The sequence below is a fragment of the Rhizobium phaseoli genome (assembly GCF_001664385.1).
In the GTDB taxonomy this organism is placed as follows: Bacteria; Pseudomonadota; Alphaproteobacteria; order Rhizobiales; family Rhizobiaceae; genus Rhizobium; species Rhizobium phaseoli.
On the sequence record NZ_CP013534.1, the window covers coordinates 285,847 to 300,614 of the forward strand.

Genomic DNA, 14,768 nt, shown 5'->3' on the forward strand with positions numbered 1-14,768 from the left:
GCAGCGTCCACCTACGGCCCGTTCCTCGCCCCAGACTTCCGGAGACCTTCATGCCCAATGACATCAGACCTTCGCTCGGCCTTCGCCCCGTCATCAACGTATCCGGCACGATGACCAGCCTCGGCGCCTCGATCGTCGTGCTGGAGGCGATCGAAGCGATGGCATCCATCCTGCCGCACTTCGTCGAGATCAACGATCTGCAGCGCAAGGCAAGCGGCGTCATCGCCCGGCTGACCGGCGGCGAGGCGGGCTTCGTCACCGCCTCCTGCTCGGCCGGCATTTCGCTCGCCGTCGCCGGCGCCATTACCGGTGACAATCTGCTGGCGATCGAGAAGCTGCCGGATGCCGTGCCCGAGAAGAACGAAGTGCTGGTGCAGATGGGGCATGTGGTGAGCTACGGCGCGCCGGTCGATCAGGCGATCCGGCTGGCCGGGGGCAAGGTCGTGCTCGTGGGGCAGGCGACCTCCACCCATCGCTTTCACATGGAGAAGGCGATCACCGACAAAACCGCCGCCGCCGTCTATGTCGTCTCCCACCATGTTGTCGATTACGGGCTGTTGAACCTGAAGGAATTCGTCGAGATCGCCCATGCCAGGGGTGTGCCCGTCATCGTCGATGCGGCCTCGGAATATGATCTGAGGATTTTCCTGGAGCAGGGGGCTGATATCGCCCTCTATTCCGGCCACAAGTTCCTCGGCGGCCCGACCTCGGGCATTGTCGCCGGCCGGAAGGACTTGGTGCGCCATGCCTTCCTGCAGAACATGGGCATCGGCCGCGGCATGAAGGTCGGCAAGGAAAGCATCTTCGGCGTCATGGCCGCACTCGAAGCCTGGGAACGCCGCGACCATGCCGGCATCCGGGAGCGCGAGACCGGCTATCTCAATTTGTGGAAACGTACGCTCGACGGCCGCCCCGGCGTCACCGCGCTGATCGAACCCGACCCGACCAACAATCCGCTCGACCGGCTGCGCCTGATAATCGATACCGAACAGGCGCATATCACCGCCTGGGATCTCGCCGATGCGCTGGCGAGGGGCAATCCGCCGATCATCGTGCGCGACCATGAGGTGGAGCATCGCTACTTCTATCTCGACCCGTGCAACCTGCATCCGGGCCAGGAGGTCATCGTCGCAAACCGCCTCGCCGAGGAACTCGATAAGGCGCGCGCCTCCAACGAGATCATCGCAACGCCCATCGAAAACCGCAGCAGGCACCGCTTCGACGGCTTGCTGCGCTGGCCGGACTGATCCGCCGTTCTCATCCGCCGCAAGAGGAGCCGACATGGGCAGCGTCCAAGCACAATCGATCGAGACCGCCATCCCCGTTCTTTCCGTCGAGGGGCTGACGACGTCCTTTCTGGCCGACGGCGCCTGGAAGCCTGTCGTGCGCGACGTTTACTTCACCGTGGCGCCCGGCGAAACCGTGGCGATCGTCGGCGAATCCGGCTCGGGCAAGAGCGTCACGTCGCTGTCGATCATGCGGCTGTTGCAGGTGGATACGAGCCGCATCGAAGGCCATGTGATCCTCGGCGGCCGCGATCTGCTGGCCCTGCCGGAACAGGCCATGCGGCAGGTGCGCGGCAACGAGGTGGCGATGATCTTCCAGGAGCCGATGACCTCGCTCAATCCGCTCTTCACCATCGGCGACCAGATTTCCGAAGCGCTGCTCTGCCACTCCGCGATGAGCAAGGCCGATGCCAGGGCCGAAACGATCAGGCTCCTGGAGAAGGTCCGCATTCCCTCTGCCGCCTCGCGCTTCGACGAATATCCGCATCGTTTCTCCGGCGGCATGCGCCAGCGGGTGATGATCGCCATGGCGCTCGCCAGCCGGCCGAAACTGCTGATCGCCGACGAGCCGACAACGGCGCTCGACGTGACGATCCAGGGCCAGATCCTCGATCTCATCAAGATGCTGCAGGAAGAGGAGGGGACCTCGGTTCTCTTCATCACCCATGACATGGGCGTCGTCGCCGAGATCGCCGACAGGACGGTGGTGATGTATCGCGGCGAACAGGTCGAGAGTGGTCCCACCGCCGATATCTTCCATCGCGGCAAACATCCCTATACCAGGGCGCTGCTCTCGGCCGTGCCGGTACTCGGCTCGATGCAGGGCCGGCGGCGGCCGCTGCGTTTTCCGGTGGTCAATACCGCGACGGGCGAATCGAACATACCGGCCGAGGCTGCCGATACCGTCGCCGCAACGCCGGTCTTGCAGGTGAGGAACCTCACCAAGCGTTTCGACATTCATTCCGGCCTGTTCGGCCGGCTGACTAGCCGCGTGCATGCTGTCGAAAACGTCTCCTTCGATCTGCACGCCGGCGAAACCCTGTCGCTCGTCGGTGAATCCGGCTGCGGCAAATCGACGACCGGGCGCGCCATCATGCGTCTCATCGAGCCGCAGGCGGGTTCCGTTCTCGTCGAGGGCAGGGAGGTGCTCGGCCTCGACAGGAAGGATCTGCGCGAGATGCGCAAATCCGTGCAGATGATCTTCCAGGATCCCTTCGCAAGCCTCAATCCGCGCATGACGGTTGGCGCTGCGATCGCCGAGCCCTATCTCGAGCACCACATGGGCAATGCGAAACAGGCGAGGCAGGTCGTGGCGGACCTGCTGATCAAGGTCGGCCTGTCCGCTGACATGGCTTCGCGTTACCCACATGAGTTTTCCGGCGGCCAGCGGCAGCGCATCTGCATCGCCCGGGCGCTCGCCCTGCAGCCGAAGGTCATCGTCGCCGACGAAAGCGTGTCGGCGCTCGATGTTTCGATCAAGGCGCAAGTTATCAACCTGATGCTCGACCTGCAGCAGAGCCTCAACCTCGCCTTCCTGTTCATCTCGCACGACATGGCGGTGGTCGAGCGCGTCAGCCACCGGGTGGCGGTGATGTATCTCGGCGAGATCGTCGAGATCGGCCCGCGCGCGGCCGTCTTCGAAAATCCGCAGCACCCCTATACGAAGAAGCTGATTTCGGCCGTGCCGGTGCCCGATCCCGACCGCCGCCACGAAAAACGCATGGTGGCGAATGATGAAATCAAGAGCCCGATGCGCCCCGTCGACTACCAGCCTCCGGCCACCTTCTATCGTGAAGTCGGGCCGGGCCATCTGGTGATGGCCGATCGATAGATTGGCTTGGCCCAATGGCAGTTGCCTAACGGACCGGCGGCGCATAAAGCGGATGTAGAGACACCTGCTTGGAAGGCTGCATCAATGGACAAGACAGAGTATTTTTCGAAGCTCGGCGGTTTGCCGCCGCAGACCCAGTTGCTTTCCGGCAGGGCCGTTTTCACCACGGCTTACGCGGTCATCCCCCGCGGCGTCATGAGCGATATCGTCACGAGCCTCCTGCCGCATTGGACGGGAACGCGGGCATGGATTCTTTCCCGCCCGCTCTCCGGCTTTTCCGAAACCTTCTCGCAATATGTCATGGAAGTTCAGCCGGGCGGCGGAAGCGACCGGCCGGAGCCGGACAAGCGGGCGGAAGCGGTGCTCTTCGTCGTCGAAGGCGGCATGACGGTGGAACTCGAAGGCGTCAGCCACGCCCTGCGCGCCGGCTCCTTCGTCTATATTCCCGCCGGTTCGGCATGGCGCCTCAAGAACGACGGCTCGGCCGCGGCGATCTTCCACTGGGTCAGAAAGGCCTTTCAGGAGGTCGAGGGGCTGGAGCCGCCGCCGGCGATCGTCACGCATGAGGACGACCATCCGATCCGCGCCATGCCAGACACTGACGGACGCTGGGGAACGACTCGCTTCATCGATCCCGCCGACGTGCGCTACGACATGCACGTCAACATCGTGACCCTGGAGCCGGGCGCGGTGATCCCCTTCATGGAGACCCATGTGATGGAGCACGGGCTCTATGTGCTGGAGGGCAAGGCCGTCTATCGCCTCAACCAGGACTGGGTCGAGGTCGAAGCCGGCGACTTCATGTGGCTGCGCGCCTTCTGCCCGCAGGCCTGCTACGCCGGCGGCCCCGGCCGCTTCCGCTACCTGCTCTACAAGGACGTCAACCGTCACATGAAGCTCTGGTAGGCCCCGCGCCGGCATTCCGCCGGCGCGTCTGCGCGCACCTGTCCGGTTGCTTGACAGCTCTTTCGAATGCCCGCATCGTCCCTGAATGCAGGATATGGATTCATGGCTGTCGGAGAAGAAAGAGATAGGCCGGAGAAACGCTGCCGAAGCGGTCTTCGAAGATATCCGCACGGCGATTGTCAGTCGGAAACTGGCGCTCGGAACCCGTCTTCCCGCGGAGGTGCAACTCGCCGAACGTTACGGCATCAGCCGGGCGATCGTGCGTGAGGCGCTCCGCTCGCTGCAGACGCTGGGGTTCACGCAGACCAGGACCGGCCGGGGCACCTTCGTCGTTTCGGAAAGCCCGGCGCGGCGGCTCGGCGGCGGCGCCTATTCAGCCCGCGATCTGATGGAGGCCCGCCCCTGCATCGAGATCCCGGCGGCGGGCTGGGCGGCATTACGGCGCTCGAACGAGCAGCTGGCTTCGCTCTCATCCTTGTGCGACCGAATGGATGACGAGGAGGACGTCCAGACATGGGTGCGGATGGACGCCGAGTTTCATGGAGAGATCGCTGGAGCCTCGGGCAATACGATCTTCAGGAAAGTCGTCGCCGATGTCCGCGGCGCGCTTTCGACGCAATCGGAACTGGTGGAGCATGTCCGCGGACGGCGCAAAGCCTCCAATGCCGAGCACCGCCGCATTCTGGAGGCAATCGCCGCAGGCAGCGAGGCGGATGCGCGCGCCGCCATGGCGGAGCACCTGCTGGAGGTCAAGCGGTCCATCATCGGCATTGCCGGTGAAGAGAGAGCGCCGCTGACGATATGATTTCCAATGTCGCGCCCGGATATCCGGGTCGCTGCCCATCGAATGCAAAGCGATGAACGATTTAGAAAACTGGCTTTCCGACTCCGCAATCCTCAGTCGAAAAAGCGCCTCGGAACTGGTGTTCGAGGAGTTGCGCAATCTCATTGTCTCCGGCCGGTTTGCCGAAGGTTCCAAGCTGCCGTCGGAAGCCAAGCTCGCGGCGAAATACGGTGTCAGCCGTCCGATCGTGCGGGAAGCGCTGCGCTCGCTGCAGATTTTGGGGCTGACGGAGACGCGAACGGGAAGCGGAACCTATGTGCTCGCGGCTGGCGGCGGCGGAGATATCCGTTACGGCGATTATTCGGCGCGTGATCTGATGGAGGCGCGGCCCTTCGTCGAAGTATCCGCTGCCGGCTGGGCAGCGCTGCGCCGGAGCGATGACGAGCTGTCCCGGCTGCTTCACCTTCGCGACCAGATGGAGGAGGAAGAAAATACCGAAGCCTGGGTGCGGCTGGATTCGGATTTTCACGGGCTGATCGCCGAGGCATCGAAGAATGCCGTCTTTCGCGACATCGTCGATGATGTCCGCGAGGCGATGGCGCAGCAATCCGGGCTGCTGACCGCCTTGGGGCCAAGGCGTCAGGAATCGAATGAAGAGCATCGCGCCATCGTCGAAGCCATCCGCAAAGGGGCGGAGGCCGAGGCCCAGGCGGCGATGGAAATCCATCTCAGGAAGGTCGCGGCGGCTGTCAGCCGCATCATCGGCATCGAGCTGCGCTGATATTGGCGCTTTTGACGGAAGCCTAGGACATCGATCCAATCCCGTCGCCAAAGACTGCCTTTCTCCAGGCTGCCCGCGACGCATCCAGAAATAGCAGACGGAAAATCCTTGACTGCAGGGTGGTTTTTCCTTTATCCGACAAACCTGTCAGACCGCATAGCAGATTAACATCTTTATGGCATTTGCGCGGAGGGGCGGCCGGGAGGTTGCCGAACCCAGGGATAGGGAGGAGAAATGACAGTCATGCAATCCAACAGAAGCGAGGCCGATGGCCAGGTTTTTGCCGAGGAGGATCTCGGCTACCACAAGGCGTTGAAGCCGCGGCAGATCCAGATGATCGCCATTGGCGGCGCCATCGGCACGGGGCTGTTTCTCGGCGCCGGCGGCCGGCTTGCCGCTGCCGGTCCGGCACTTGTGCTGGTCTATGCCTTGTGCGGCTTTTTCGCTTTTCTCGTTCTGAGGGCGCTCGGCGAACTAATCGTCCATCGCCCGACCTCGGGCTCGTTCGTCTCCTATGCCCGGGAATTTTACGGCGAAAAGCTCGCCTTCGCGGTCGGCTGGATGTATTGGCTGACCTGGGCGATGACGGCGGTCGCCGACGTCACCGCGGTCGCCCTCTACATGAATTTCTTCAAGGCCTATGTCCCTTGGATCGCGATGATCGACCAGTGGGTCTTTGCGCTCGCGGCGCTGGTCCTCGTCCTCTCGATGAACCTTCTGTCGGTGAAGGTCTTCGGCGAACTGGAATTCTGGTTCAGCCTCGTCAAGGTCCTCGCCCTCGTCGTCTTCCTGATCGTCGGCGTCTACTTCGTCGTCACCGGCACGCCGATCGACGGCCATGTTCCGGGCCTGAATACGATCACCGATTTCGGCGGCATGTTCCCGAACAGCGTCCTGCCGGCCCTGGTGGTGATACAGGGCGTGGTCTTCGCCTATGCCTCGATCGAGCTGATCGGCACTGCCGCCGGTGAAACCGAAAATGCCCGCAAGGTCATGCCGCGGGCGATCCGGACGGTCGTGCTGCGCCTGGTGGTCTTCTATGTCGGCTCGGTCCTGCTGCTGTCGCTGCTGCTGCCCTATACCGCCTATAAGGGCGGCGAGAGCCCGTTCGTGACCTTCTTCGGCAAGATCGGCATCCAGGGCGCCGACGTCGTCATGAACCTGGTCGTGCTGACCGCGGTCCTGTCGTCGCTCAATGCCGGCCTCTATTCGACCGGCCGCATTCTGCATTCCATGGCGATATCAGGCTCGGCGCCGGCGGCGCTGGCGAAGATGAACCGATCCGGCGTGCCCTATGTCGGCATTGCGGTGACGGCTGTCGTGACTGCCTTCGGCGTCGTGCTGAACGCCGTCGTTCCGGCAGAAGCCTTCGAGATCGGCCTGAATGTCGCCGCCCTCGGCATCATCGCCGCATGGGGCGTGATCGTGCTGTGCCAGCTCAAGCTGTGGCAGCTGTCGCGGCAGGGCAAGCTGGCGCGGCCTGAATTCCGGATGTTCGGCGCGCCTTACACCGGCCTGCTGACCCTGGGTTTCCTTGCTGTCGTCGTGATCCTCATGGCCCTCGACTATCCGGTCGGAACCTACACGGTCGCCTCTCTGGCGCTGATCATTCCGGCGCTGGTGGTCGGCTGGCTGCTGATGCGTGAGCGCATCTACATGCTCGCCGCCGAACAGGGCGAGGATCGCGGCGGTTTCGATCTCGCCTGATACCGATCGACAATCCAAGCTTTCTCCGGCGGCGCATGTCGCCGCCGGGGTGCGGCATGAATGGAGAGAGACATGACCTCGAGTGAGGATTTCGTCGTCACCGATCGTGGCGGCATTGTCGAGAACAGCCATCGCGTCCACGCGGCTGTCGTCGATGCAAAGGGCAGGCTGCTCTACGCGCTGGGAAATCCCGAGCGCACGACGCTTGCCCGCTCCGCCGCCAAGCCGGCCCAGGCGCTTGCTATCCTGGAGGCAGAGGGCGTCGAGCGCTTCGGCTTCGACGATGCGGATATTGCGCTGATGTGTGCGTCCCACAGCAGCGAAGAGCGGCATATCGCGCGCACACGGGCCATGCTGTCGAAGATCAAGGCGGAGGAGGCTGATCTTCGCTGCGGCGGCCATCCTTCGCTGTCGGAAACGGTGAACCGCGCCTGGATCAGGCAGGACTTTGTCCCGACAGCCGTCTGCAGCAATTGTTCGGGCAAGCACGTCGGCATGCTTGCCGGCGCCCGGGCGATCGGCGCCGGCATGGAAGGCTACCACCTGCCGGATCATCCGGTGCAGGGGAGGGTCAAGCGCACCGTCGCCGAACTCTGCGATCTGGACCTCCGGGACGTCGAATGGGGGATCGACGGATGCAATCTCCCGACCCCCGCATTTCCTCTGGACCGCCTGGCCCGCCTCTATGCCAAGCTTGCTTCGGCGGCGGACGGGGAGGGGTCGGGCGAGGGGCCGTCGGCGCGGGGTGCGGCAATGGCCCGCATCTTCCATGCAATGGCGCGCCACCCCGACATGGTTGCGGGCGAGGGGCGCTACTGCACGGCGCTGATGCGTGCGTATAACGGCGCCCTCATCGGCAAGCTCGGGGCCGATGCCAGCTACGCGATCGGCGTCCGGGCCTCGGACGAAACCCGGCGATCGGGGACGGACGGTGCACTCGGCATCTCGGTCAAGATCGAGGACGGCAATCTCGAAATTCTTTACGCTGTCGTGACGGAGATCCTCGAGCGGCTCGGGATCGGTTCAGCTGATATCCGCAGTCAGCTCGCGCCGTTCCATCATCCTCAGCGCGTGAACACGATGGGTGTCACGACAGGCGGCGTGTCTTTTCCGTTCAAGCTGCGCGGATCGAAGGCGGACGGGGAGGATCCTCGCCTTGCCGCCCTTGCCCGATGATGCTTCCGGACGCGGTTATTCTGCCGCGTCACAAGCCATTCTCGTCTTCAGCCTGTCGCGCAATGCGTGCCCGCAGCGCCCCACTCGAAAGCCCCTGCCATGACCACATCCGATATGACCACAATTCGCGTTGAGCACGACCTGATCGGCGATCGCGACGTCCCGGCCTCGGCCTATTACGGCGTGCATACGCTGCGCGCAGTCGAGAATTTTCCGATTACCGGTCAGACGCTGAAGGAATCAGCGGATCTGATCGCATCCCTGGCGGCGATCAAGCAGGCGGCGGCTCAGGCCAATGCCAGCCTCGACCTTCTGGATCAGGAGCGCGCCGACGCGATTATCGCGGCCTGCGTCGAAATCCGCGACGGGGCGCTGCACGACCAGTTCGTCGTCGATCTGATCCAGGGCGGGGCGGGAACCTCGACCAACATGAACGCCAATGAGGTAATCGCCAACCGCGCGCTCGAAATCCTCGGCCATCGCCGCGGCGAGTACCAGCACCTGCATCCGAACGAGCACGTCAATCTCTCGCAATCCACCAACGACGTTTATCCGACGGCGCTGAAGCTCGCCGCATGGATCGGCGTTCACCGTCTCGTCGACGCCATGGCGATCCTGCGCCGGGCATTCGAGGCCAAGGCGGTCGAGTTTGCCGACGTCCTCAAAATGGGCCGCACCCAGTTGCAGGACGCCGTGCCGATGACGCTCGGCCAGGAATTCGGAACCTACGCCCTGATGCTGGCGGAGGACGAGGCACGGCTTTCGGAAGCCGTCTCGCTGATCCGCGAGATCAATCTCGGCGCCACCGCGATCGGCACCGGCATCACCGCCCATCCTCGTTATGCGGCGCTGGTGCGCGAGCGGCTGTCTGAAATCGTCGGCGTCGATCTGGTGACGTCACCTGACCTGGTGGAGGCGACGCAGGATTGCGGCTCCTTCGTCCAGCTTTCGGGTGTTCTCAAGCGCGTGGCGGTCAAGCTTTCCAAGACCTGCAATGACCTGCGGCTTCTGTCCTCAGGACCGCGCGCCGGCTTCAACGAGATCAATCTGCCGGCACGCCAGGCCGGCTCCTCGATCATGCCCGGCAAGGTCAACCCTGTGATCCCGGAGGTGGTCAACCAGGTCGCCTTCGAAGTGATTGGCAACGACGTGACGATCACCATGGCCGCCGAGGCCGGCCAGCTGCAGCTGAATGCCTTCGAGCCGGTGATTTTCTACAGCCTTTATCGCAGTCTCAGCCACCTGACCAATGCCTGCCTGACGCTCGAGGCGAATTGCATTCAAGGCATCACCGCCAATCGCGAGAGGTTGCGACAGACGGTCGAGCAATCGATCGGCATCGTGACGGCGTTGAACCCCTATATCGGCTATCGCAACGCCACCGAGGTTGCGCTGGAAGCGCATCATTCCGGACGGGGGGTCTACGAAATCCTTCTCGAGCGCGGCCTGATGCAAAAGGAGCATCTCGATGCGGTGCTGCGCCCGGAAACGCTGACCCGGCCGAGCGAGAAGCTGTCCTTCTCGTAAGGCATGCGGCGCATTTTGCTTCCGGGCGACACTCATTTGTGGGCGATCACGCCGCTTTTGCTTGCGGCTTGGCAGCCTTGACATGGGTTATGCTGCGGCGACCGTCGATGCTGACGGGAACATCGCCGTCGACGGTGGCGCGGCGCACGACCCTGTGCTGGTCGCCATAATCGTTGACGGCATAGTGCTGGGTGGCGCGGTTGTCCCAGATCGCGACATCTCCGGCTCGCCAGCGCCAGCGCACGGTATTTTCCGGGGCGGTGACGTAGGACTGGAACACTTCGTAGAGTTTGGCGGAGTCGCTCTTCGAAACGCCGACCAGGCGCTGAACGAAATTGCCGAGCAGCAGCGATCTTTCGCCGGTTTCCGGATGGACACGCACGACCGGATGCTCGGTCTCGTAGATGGTCGAGGTGAAAACCTCCTCGAAATGCCTCTTCTCTTCGGCGGTAGCGCGAGGGCGCACGGCGGCATAGTCATAGGCATTGCTGTGAATGGCCCACAGATTGTCCGCCAGCAATTTCAGCGGCGCCGGCAGGCTTTCATAGGCGGCATGGGTGTTGGACCAGATCGTGTCGCCGCCGGCCGCCGGAATGACGACGCCGCGAAGCACGGAGAATTTGGGATAGGCATCGACGAAGGTGACGTCGGTGTGCCATTGGTCGGCCCTGCCGCCGCCGCGGCTGGAATCGAGATTGAGAATGGAAGCCGTGCCGGAGACCGGTCCCTGGGTCGGATGCGGCACGAGATCGCCGAGGCGGCGCGCGAAAGCTTCCTGTTCGGAATCGTCGAGATGTCCCTGATCGCGGAAGAAGATGACCTTATGCTTCAGCAGAAGCTGGTTGATGGCTGCTACCGTTGCATCCGAAAGCTCTCCGCCAAGGCGGATACCTTTGATTTCGGCTCCGACACGGCCGGTCAGCGGGACGACATCGGACTCGGGAATGATCTGATGGACGAGAACCGGATTGCTCATGGAAATCTCCTGTTGATTTGGAAGAAGTCGGCAGGTCACATGCGCCCAAGGATCGCATCCATTGGGCGTTCGAATTGTCAGCGCTGAAGTCGACAGGGCTATGGAACCGTATAATCTACAAAATCTGTAGACAATAATTTCTAATTTTGCCTGTTTTCGTAAAACAGCCGCTTCGATTTCCTCGCCGACGGGGAGGCTGGCGGCCATTGCCGTTTCTTCGTATCGTCCGACGGCGGCGTGGGATCGCCGAGCAAATCATATTTGAGGCCGTGGATCGGCGCCCGGAAAGGAACTTCGATGGCAACCGTCAAACTTCTGTCGGATCAAGAGGCCGCGGCCACTCCAGCCGTGCAAGCCGTGTTCGATGACATCAGGGCGACACGCAAGACCGATTTCATCAACAATTTCTGGCGTGCTCTTGCCAACGACCCGGCCAATCTCAAGCGGGTATGGGAGACGCTCAAATCGGTCATGACGGTCGAAGGCGCCATCGATCCGCTGACGCGGGAGATGATCTACATCGCCGTGTCGACGGCCAATGCCTGCCAGTACTGCATTCAATCCCATACCGCGGCCGCTCGCGCCCGCGGCATGACCGATGCCCAGCATGGCGAACTCCTGACGGTCATCGGGCTTGCCGCGCAGACAAATCATCTGGCTCTCGCCATGCAGGTTCCGCCCGATCCGGAATTCGAGGTGCGATAGGAAACGACGGACGCGGCGCGCGCCTGCGGTCTCTATCGCCATGAAACGCGGCGCAGGGTAGGCGCCACAACCTAACATAAGTTATATGCAATTTCAAAGTGCAAAAGTGGCGTAATCTGTCTTATGGAACTTGATGGCGACTAACTAGCAGAACACATTTTCCTCGTGGCAAATCAGTCGGATACGGTCACATCGATCCAGCGACCAGTGCCCTGGCCGCCGTAAATATCGACGTCGATCCAGACATTGCCGCGAACGATCATGTTGGCGGCATCGCGCGTCATCGAGCCGTTGCGCAGCATCTGTTCGAGCGCCTGGCGATTGGCCGGATCCGCGAAGAACGAGTCTGATTGATCGTCTCGGTCTCGGACGCCGTACTGATGGAAATTTGCCCTGTCTTGTCGGATGATCTGCCAAGGCTGGGTCAGCCTCGCGCCCTTCGAGTTATACAGATCTGCCTCACCGATATAGGCACGGTAGCTTTCAATCAGTCCGTCTCGATGGGTTGCGGTTACTCTGGCTTGAGCGTTTGCAGTCCCGCAGAAAACGACAGCGCCCAGTAGGATGAAAAGAATTTTTCGCATGATGCCCTCTCCTGAGAGCGCTCATACTCAGAGTTGCGGTGATTCACTACCGGATTTCAATCACTTGGTTAACGTCAGCATTTCTCCGGCATCCGGGCGTTTACCTGCTTCGGCTCAACTTATTGGAGGGCCGCAGTGACAATCATCTGTCGTCGCGCTTCGCGACCGTCTCGATAGAACCTGTCAGAGGACTTACCGGGAAAGCTTCACCATTCACCTGCATCACCGTGCGCGCGTCAGCCAATCGCCGATCGTTGTGCCAAAACGTTGCATGGCACGTGTTGGGGGCATGGCCGGGTGCTCGGTTGCTATGGTCTTTCGAACTTCGCGCGGGCTGAGGCCGAATTCATGGTTGAATGCGCGCGTGAAATTGGCCGCGACGTCAAAGCCGGCGGCCTCGGCAATCTCCGAGATCGGCCTGTTGTCGGTCGGATTGGTAAGATCCGCATAGGCCTGCAGCAACCGACGTCTGCGAATGTAGTTGAAGACGCCGCCGCTCGTTTCGAACAATTGGTAGAGCCGCGTCCGCGAGATGCCCAGTGCACGGCACATGACGTCAGGCGTCAGGTTGTCGGAATGAAGATTGAGGTGAATATAACGATGCGCCCGCTCCATCAGCCCCATATTGGTCTGTTCCTGGCCGCGATCCGAACTTGCGGACGAGGCAGCGCATGCAACGACCATGTCGCCGATCGTCCGGACGATCCGCGGCACCTCCTCCACCGTCAGATTGCCGAGGTTCGCTTCCAGGCCGTTGATATAGCTGACGAGCAATTCGGCCAAGCTCCCGGAGAGGGCGATGTTGTGGGCGTTCTGCAGAAGAGGCGCATCACGGGTCAGCAGTTCATAGGGCAGGAAGACGAGCACGGCTGCTGAATCGGTCATCCGCCCGCGATACGGGTAACCAAGAGACCTGAAAAATATCTCCCCCGGGCCGGTCTCCGTCACATGGCGATTGGCCTCGGTCCAAGTCCGGCCGCTGCGCAATACGCCGACATTCCAGTGATCGATCGGGCTCGAACGCAGCATGGCCTGATCGCGAATATAACTGCATGCCTGCGCGCGCTGCTGGACGATGAGGATATCGCCGAGTTGCCAGCCGGTCTGTTCCGCAAGAAAACCGTCCTCCTCTGATTTTCTGTCCGGCAGATGAACGTCCACAAGCGGCGCCATATGCGATCGCCAGGACCGAAACTGTTCGTTCGGTGGCAGGTCATGCGTCGAAAATCGCAAGGGCACCAGTGCTGGCGGAACGTCGGCCCGATGTTCTTTCTGCGGGGCCGGTTCGCGCGGCCAGCGCCGCCGCTCCAGGTGGGGCGGCCATGCGCGTCCAGCAGCGGGGTCATCTCCAGACTCGGTAACCATCCACTCCTCCAAGGCGTGCATAAGTTACTTATCATATTCCCTAACGAGCAGAAATGGACGCGCCGATAATTTTCAGGATGCGGCGATAACGACAATCGCCTCCTGTTCCTGTATCTAATAAGCAATGGTCAATTCCGGGGGACGTTCGGAATTCCAGATTCTCACTTGCCGGTGCAATGTAATTTCAAAGCACCCTCAACGTGAAACGGCACTAATCAAAACAAAATATGCAAGCAGAGGAGGATAGGCCGTGACCTATCGGGACTATATTCGTGCGCGCTTTGCGAAGGCATCGGCCTACGACAGGAGTTCTTCTCCGCACAACCGCCAGGCGCCAGGAACAATTCTTTTCGCCGGTCGTGCGGGTTTCCCCTGCTCACCTTCATGCGAGACGCTCCTGAGGCCGGACACCGGCAAATAAGGGCGCCAAGGGTTGCGCGCGGGCCGGAGCCGCCTGTGTCGCTGCGTAATAGGCCGAGGCTTGCGCGCAACCCTTACCATATCCACCCATTGGCGAAATTTTGCGACCCCTGCCGATCCAACGGCAGAATGGAGGCTACCATGACCACTGCATGTGATGAGAAACATACCGAAATGAAGCCGATTTCGAACTGCAGACGAGAGGTCGAAGTCGCGATGGTGGAAATGCTCGTCGGTTTGCAGAAACGCGGATGGTCGGCTGCGGAATTGGCACTGGAGCTCGCCGATGCTTCCGAAGATCTCGTCATGCTGATCGCCACCAAAAAGCTTCGACCGCATTGATGCATGTCATCAGGACGTATGCGGGTTCGGGGATAGCGACATGCAAAGAACCAAAGCGCATCGCATGAATTAAGTTTCATGCGACGCGCATTAGCAAAGAGATCGCGTGGAATTCTGCTGTTTTCCGTCCGGATGCGACGGCAGCACTGTCAGGCGCGGGGAGTGATTTCCAGCACACGATCACCTCAGTCGCTGCGCCACAGATGGCTTGAGCATCTTCCCCGAGCACCGCCTTGATGCGGGTGCCAAGCCGCCAGAGCGCGGCATCTTCTCCAGATCCGAACGGTTTCTGCCACAGCGATGCGACCATCACTTGTCTACTAATTTTCGATGCGCTAAATTATGCAAGAATGAGTTGCATCCGTTTGTGCCGCCTCG

At 61.7% G+C, this 14,768-nt stretch carries 14 protein-coding genes; 10 read left to right on the forward strand and 4 right to left on the reverse strand.

All coding sequences use genetic code 11. From position 1 onward, the window contains the following. The first annotated feature begins 50 nt into the window (after positions 1-50). From AMC88_RS24685 to aspA, 8 genes are all read left to right on the forward strand, one after another. Positions 51-1,247, forward strand: coding sequence for an aminotransferase class V-fold PLP-dependent enzyme (locus AMC88_RS24685; RefSeq protein ID WP_064823609.1), 1,197 nt, complete (start codon positions 51-53; stop codon positions 1,245-1,247). A 34-nt stretch (positions 1,248-1,281) separates the two neighbouring features. Beyond that, entirely contained in the window at positions 1,282-3,117 is a 1,836-nt protein-coding gene (locus tag AMC88_RS24690; protein WP_064823610.1) for an ABC transporter ATP-binding protein, read from the forward strand. A gap of 84 nt (positions 3,118-3,201) precedes the next feature. Beyond that, on the forward strand, positions 3,202-4,023 hold the full coding sequence (locus tag AMC88_RS24695; protein ID WP_064823611.1) for a bifunctional allantoicase/(S)-ureidoglycine aminohydrolase: 822 nt from the start codon (positions 3,202-3,204) through the stop codon (positions 4,021-4,023). 85 nt (positions 4,024-4,108) lie between these two features. Continuing rightward, positions 4,109-4,828, forward strand: a complete 720-nt coding sequence (locus tag AMC88_RS24700; protein WP_064823612.1) for a FadR/GntR family transcriptional regulator — start codon at positions 4,109-4,111, stop codon at positions 4,826-4,828. Between the two features lie 52 nt (positions 4,829-4,880). After that, on the forward strand, positions 4,881-5,588 hold the full coding sequence (locus AMC88_RS24705) for a FadR/GntR family transcriptional regulator (protein WP_064826224.1): 708 nt from the start codon (positions 4,881-4,883) through the stop codon (positions 5,586-5,588). 234 nt (positions 5,589-5,822) lie between these two features. Next, positions 5,823-7,295, forward strand: a complete 1,473-nt coding sequence (locus tag AMC88_RS24710) for an amino acid permease (RefSeq protein WP_064826225.1) — start codon at positions 5,823-5,825, stop codon at positions 7,293-7,295. Positions 7,296-7,367: 72 nt separating this feature from the next. Continuing rightward, a complete protein-coding gene (locus AMC88_RS24715; protein WP_064826226.1) occupies positions 7,368-8,471 on the forward strand; it encodes an asparaginase in 1,104 nt (367 codons plus the stop codon). A gap of 99 nt (positions 8,472-8,570) precedes the next feature. Continuing rightward, positions 8,571-9,998: an aspartate ammonia-lyase gene (gene aspA, locus AMC88_RS24720; RefSeq protein WP_012490653.1), complete on the forward strand. Its 1,428-nt coding sequence runs from the start codon at positions 8,571-8,573 to the stop codon at positions 9,996-9,998. Between the two features lie 46 nt (positions 9,999-10,044). Here aspA and AMC88_RS24725 read toward each other — a convergent pair whose 3' ends face one another. After that, positions 10,045-10,974, reverse strand: coding sequence for a TauD/TfdA dioxygenase family protein (locus tag AMC88_RS24725; RefSeq protein WP_064823616.1), 930 nt, complete (start codon positions 10,972-10,974; stop codon positions 10,045-10,047). Between the two features lie 297 nt (positions 10,975-11,271). On the opposite strand from AMC88_RS24725, the gene AMC88_RS24730 reads away from it, so the two are divergent. Then, positions 11,272-11,679 (forward strand): carboxymuconolactone decarboxylase family protein, encoded by a 408-nt coding sequence (locus AMC88_RS24730; RefSeq protein WP_012490655.1) that lies wholly within the window; start codon positions 11,272-11,274, stop codon positions 11,677-11,679. 173 nt (positions 11,680-11,852) lie between these two features. Here the strand turns inward: AMC88_RS24730 and AMC88_RS24735 are convergent, their stop codons facing one another. After that, complete coding sequence (locus AMC88_RS24735) at positions 11,853-12,263, reverse strand: hypothetical protein (RefSeq protein WP_012490656.1); 411 nt, start codon at positions 12,261-12,263, stop codon at positions 11,853-11,855. A 222-nt stretch (positions 12,264-12,485) separates the two neighbouring features. Next, the gene (locus AMC88_RS24740; protein ID WP_012490657.1) at positions 12,486-13,628 is read right to left on the reverse strand and encodes a helix-turn-helix transcriptional regulator; all 1,143 of its coding nucleotides are present in this window, start codon (positions 13,626-13,628) and stop codon (positions 12,486-12,488) included. Between the two features lie 561 nt (positions 13,629-14,189). On the opposite strand from AMC88_RS24740, the gene AMC88_RS24745 reads away from it, so the two are divergent. Then, complete coding sequence (locus AMC88_RS24745; protein ID WP_004672428.1) at positions 14,190-14,390, forward strand: hypothetical protein; 201 nt, start codon at positions 14,190-14,192, stop codon at positions 14,388-14,390. Between the two features lie 76 nt (positions 14,391-14,466). On the opposite strand, the gene AMC88_RS24750 is transcribed toward AMC88_RS24745, so the two are convergent. Further along, entirely contained in the window at positions 14,467-14,700 is a 234-nt protein-coding gene (locus AMC88_RS24750) for a hypothetical protein (protein WP_041683991.1), read from the reverse strand. Between the last annotated feature and the right edge of the window lie 68 nt (positions 14,701-14,768).

Excerpts from the sequence above, each read along its gene's own strand:
- AMC88_RS24685 (WP_064823609.1), top strand. The coding sequence starts at position 51 with ATGCCCAATGACATCAGACCTTCGCTCGGCCTTCGCCCCGTCATCAAC.
- AMC88_RS24690 (WP_064823610.1), top strand. The coding sequence starts at position 1,282 with ATGGGCAGCGTCCAAGCACAATCGATCGAGACCGCCATCCCCGTTCTT.
- AMC88_RS24695 (WP_064823611.1), top strand. The coding sequence starts at position 3,202 with ATGGACAAGACAGAGTATTTTTCGAAGCTCGGCGGTTTGCCGCCGCAG.
- AMC88_RS24700 (WP_064823612.1), top strand. The coding sequence starts at position 4,109 with ATGCAGGATATGGATTCATGGCTGTCGGAGAAGAAAGAGATAGGCCGG.
- AMC88_RS24705 (WP_064826224.1), top strand. The coding sequence starts at position 4,881 with ATGAACGATTTAGAAAACTGGCTTTCCGACTCCGCAATCCTCAGTCGA.
- AMC88_RS24710 (WP_064826225.1), top strand. The coding sequence starts at position 5,823 with ATGACAGTCATGCAATCCAACAGAAGCGAGGCCGATGGCCAGGTTTTT.
- AMC88_RS24715 (WP_064826226.1), top strand. The coding sequence starts at position 7,368 with ATGACCTCGAGTGAGGATTTCGTCGTCACCGATCGTGGCGGCATTGTC.
- aspA (WP_012490653.1), top strand. The coding sequence starts at position 8,571 with ATGACCACATCCGATATGACCACAATTCGCGTTGAGCACGACCTGATC.
- AMC88_RS24725 (WP_064823616.1), bottom strand. The coding sequence starts at position 10,974 with ATGAGCAATCCGGTTCTCGTCCATCAGATCATTCCCGAGTCCGATGTC.
- AMC88_RS24730 (WP_012490655.1), top strand. The coding sequence starts at position 11,272 with ATGGCAACCGTCAAACTTCTGTCGGATCAAGAGGCCGCGGCCACTCCA.
- AMC88_RS24735 (WP_012490656.1), bottom strand. The coding sequence starts at position 12,263 with ATGCGAAAAATTCTTTTCATCCTACTGGGCGCTGTCGTTTTCTGCGGG.
- AMC88_RS24740 (WP_012490657.1), bottom strand. The coding sequence starts at position 13,628 with ATGGTTACCGAGTCTGGAGATGACCCCGCTGCTGGACGCGCATGGCCG.
- AMC88_RS24745 (WP_004672428.1), top strand. The coding sequence starts at position 14,190 with ATGACCACTGCATGTGATGAGAAACATACCGAAATGAAGCCGATTTCG.
- AMC88_RS24750 (WP_041683991.1), bottom strand. The coding sequence starts at position 14,700 with ATGGTCGCATCGCTGTGGCAGAAACCGTTCGGATCTGGAGAAGATGCC.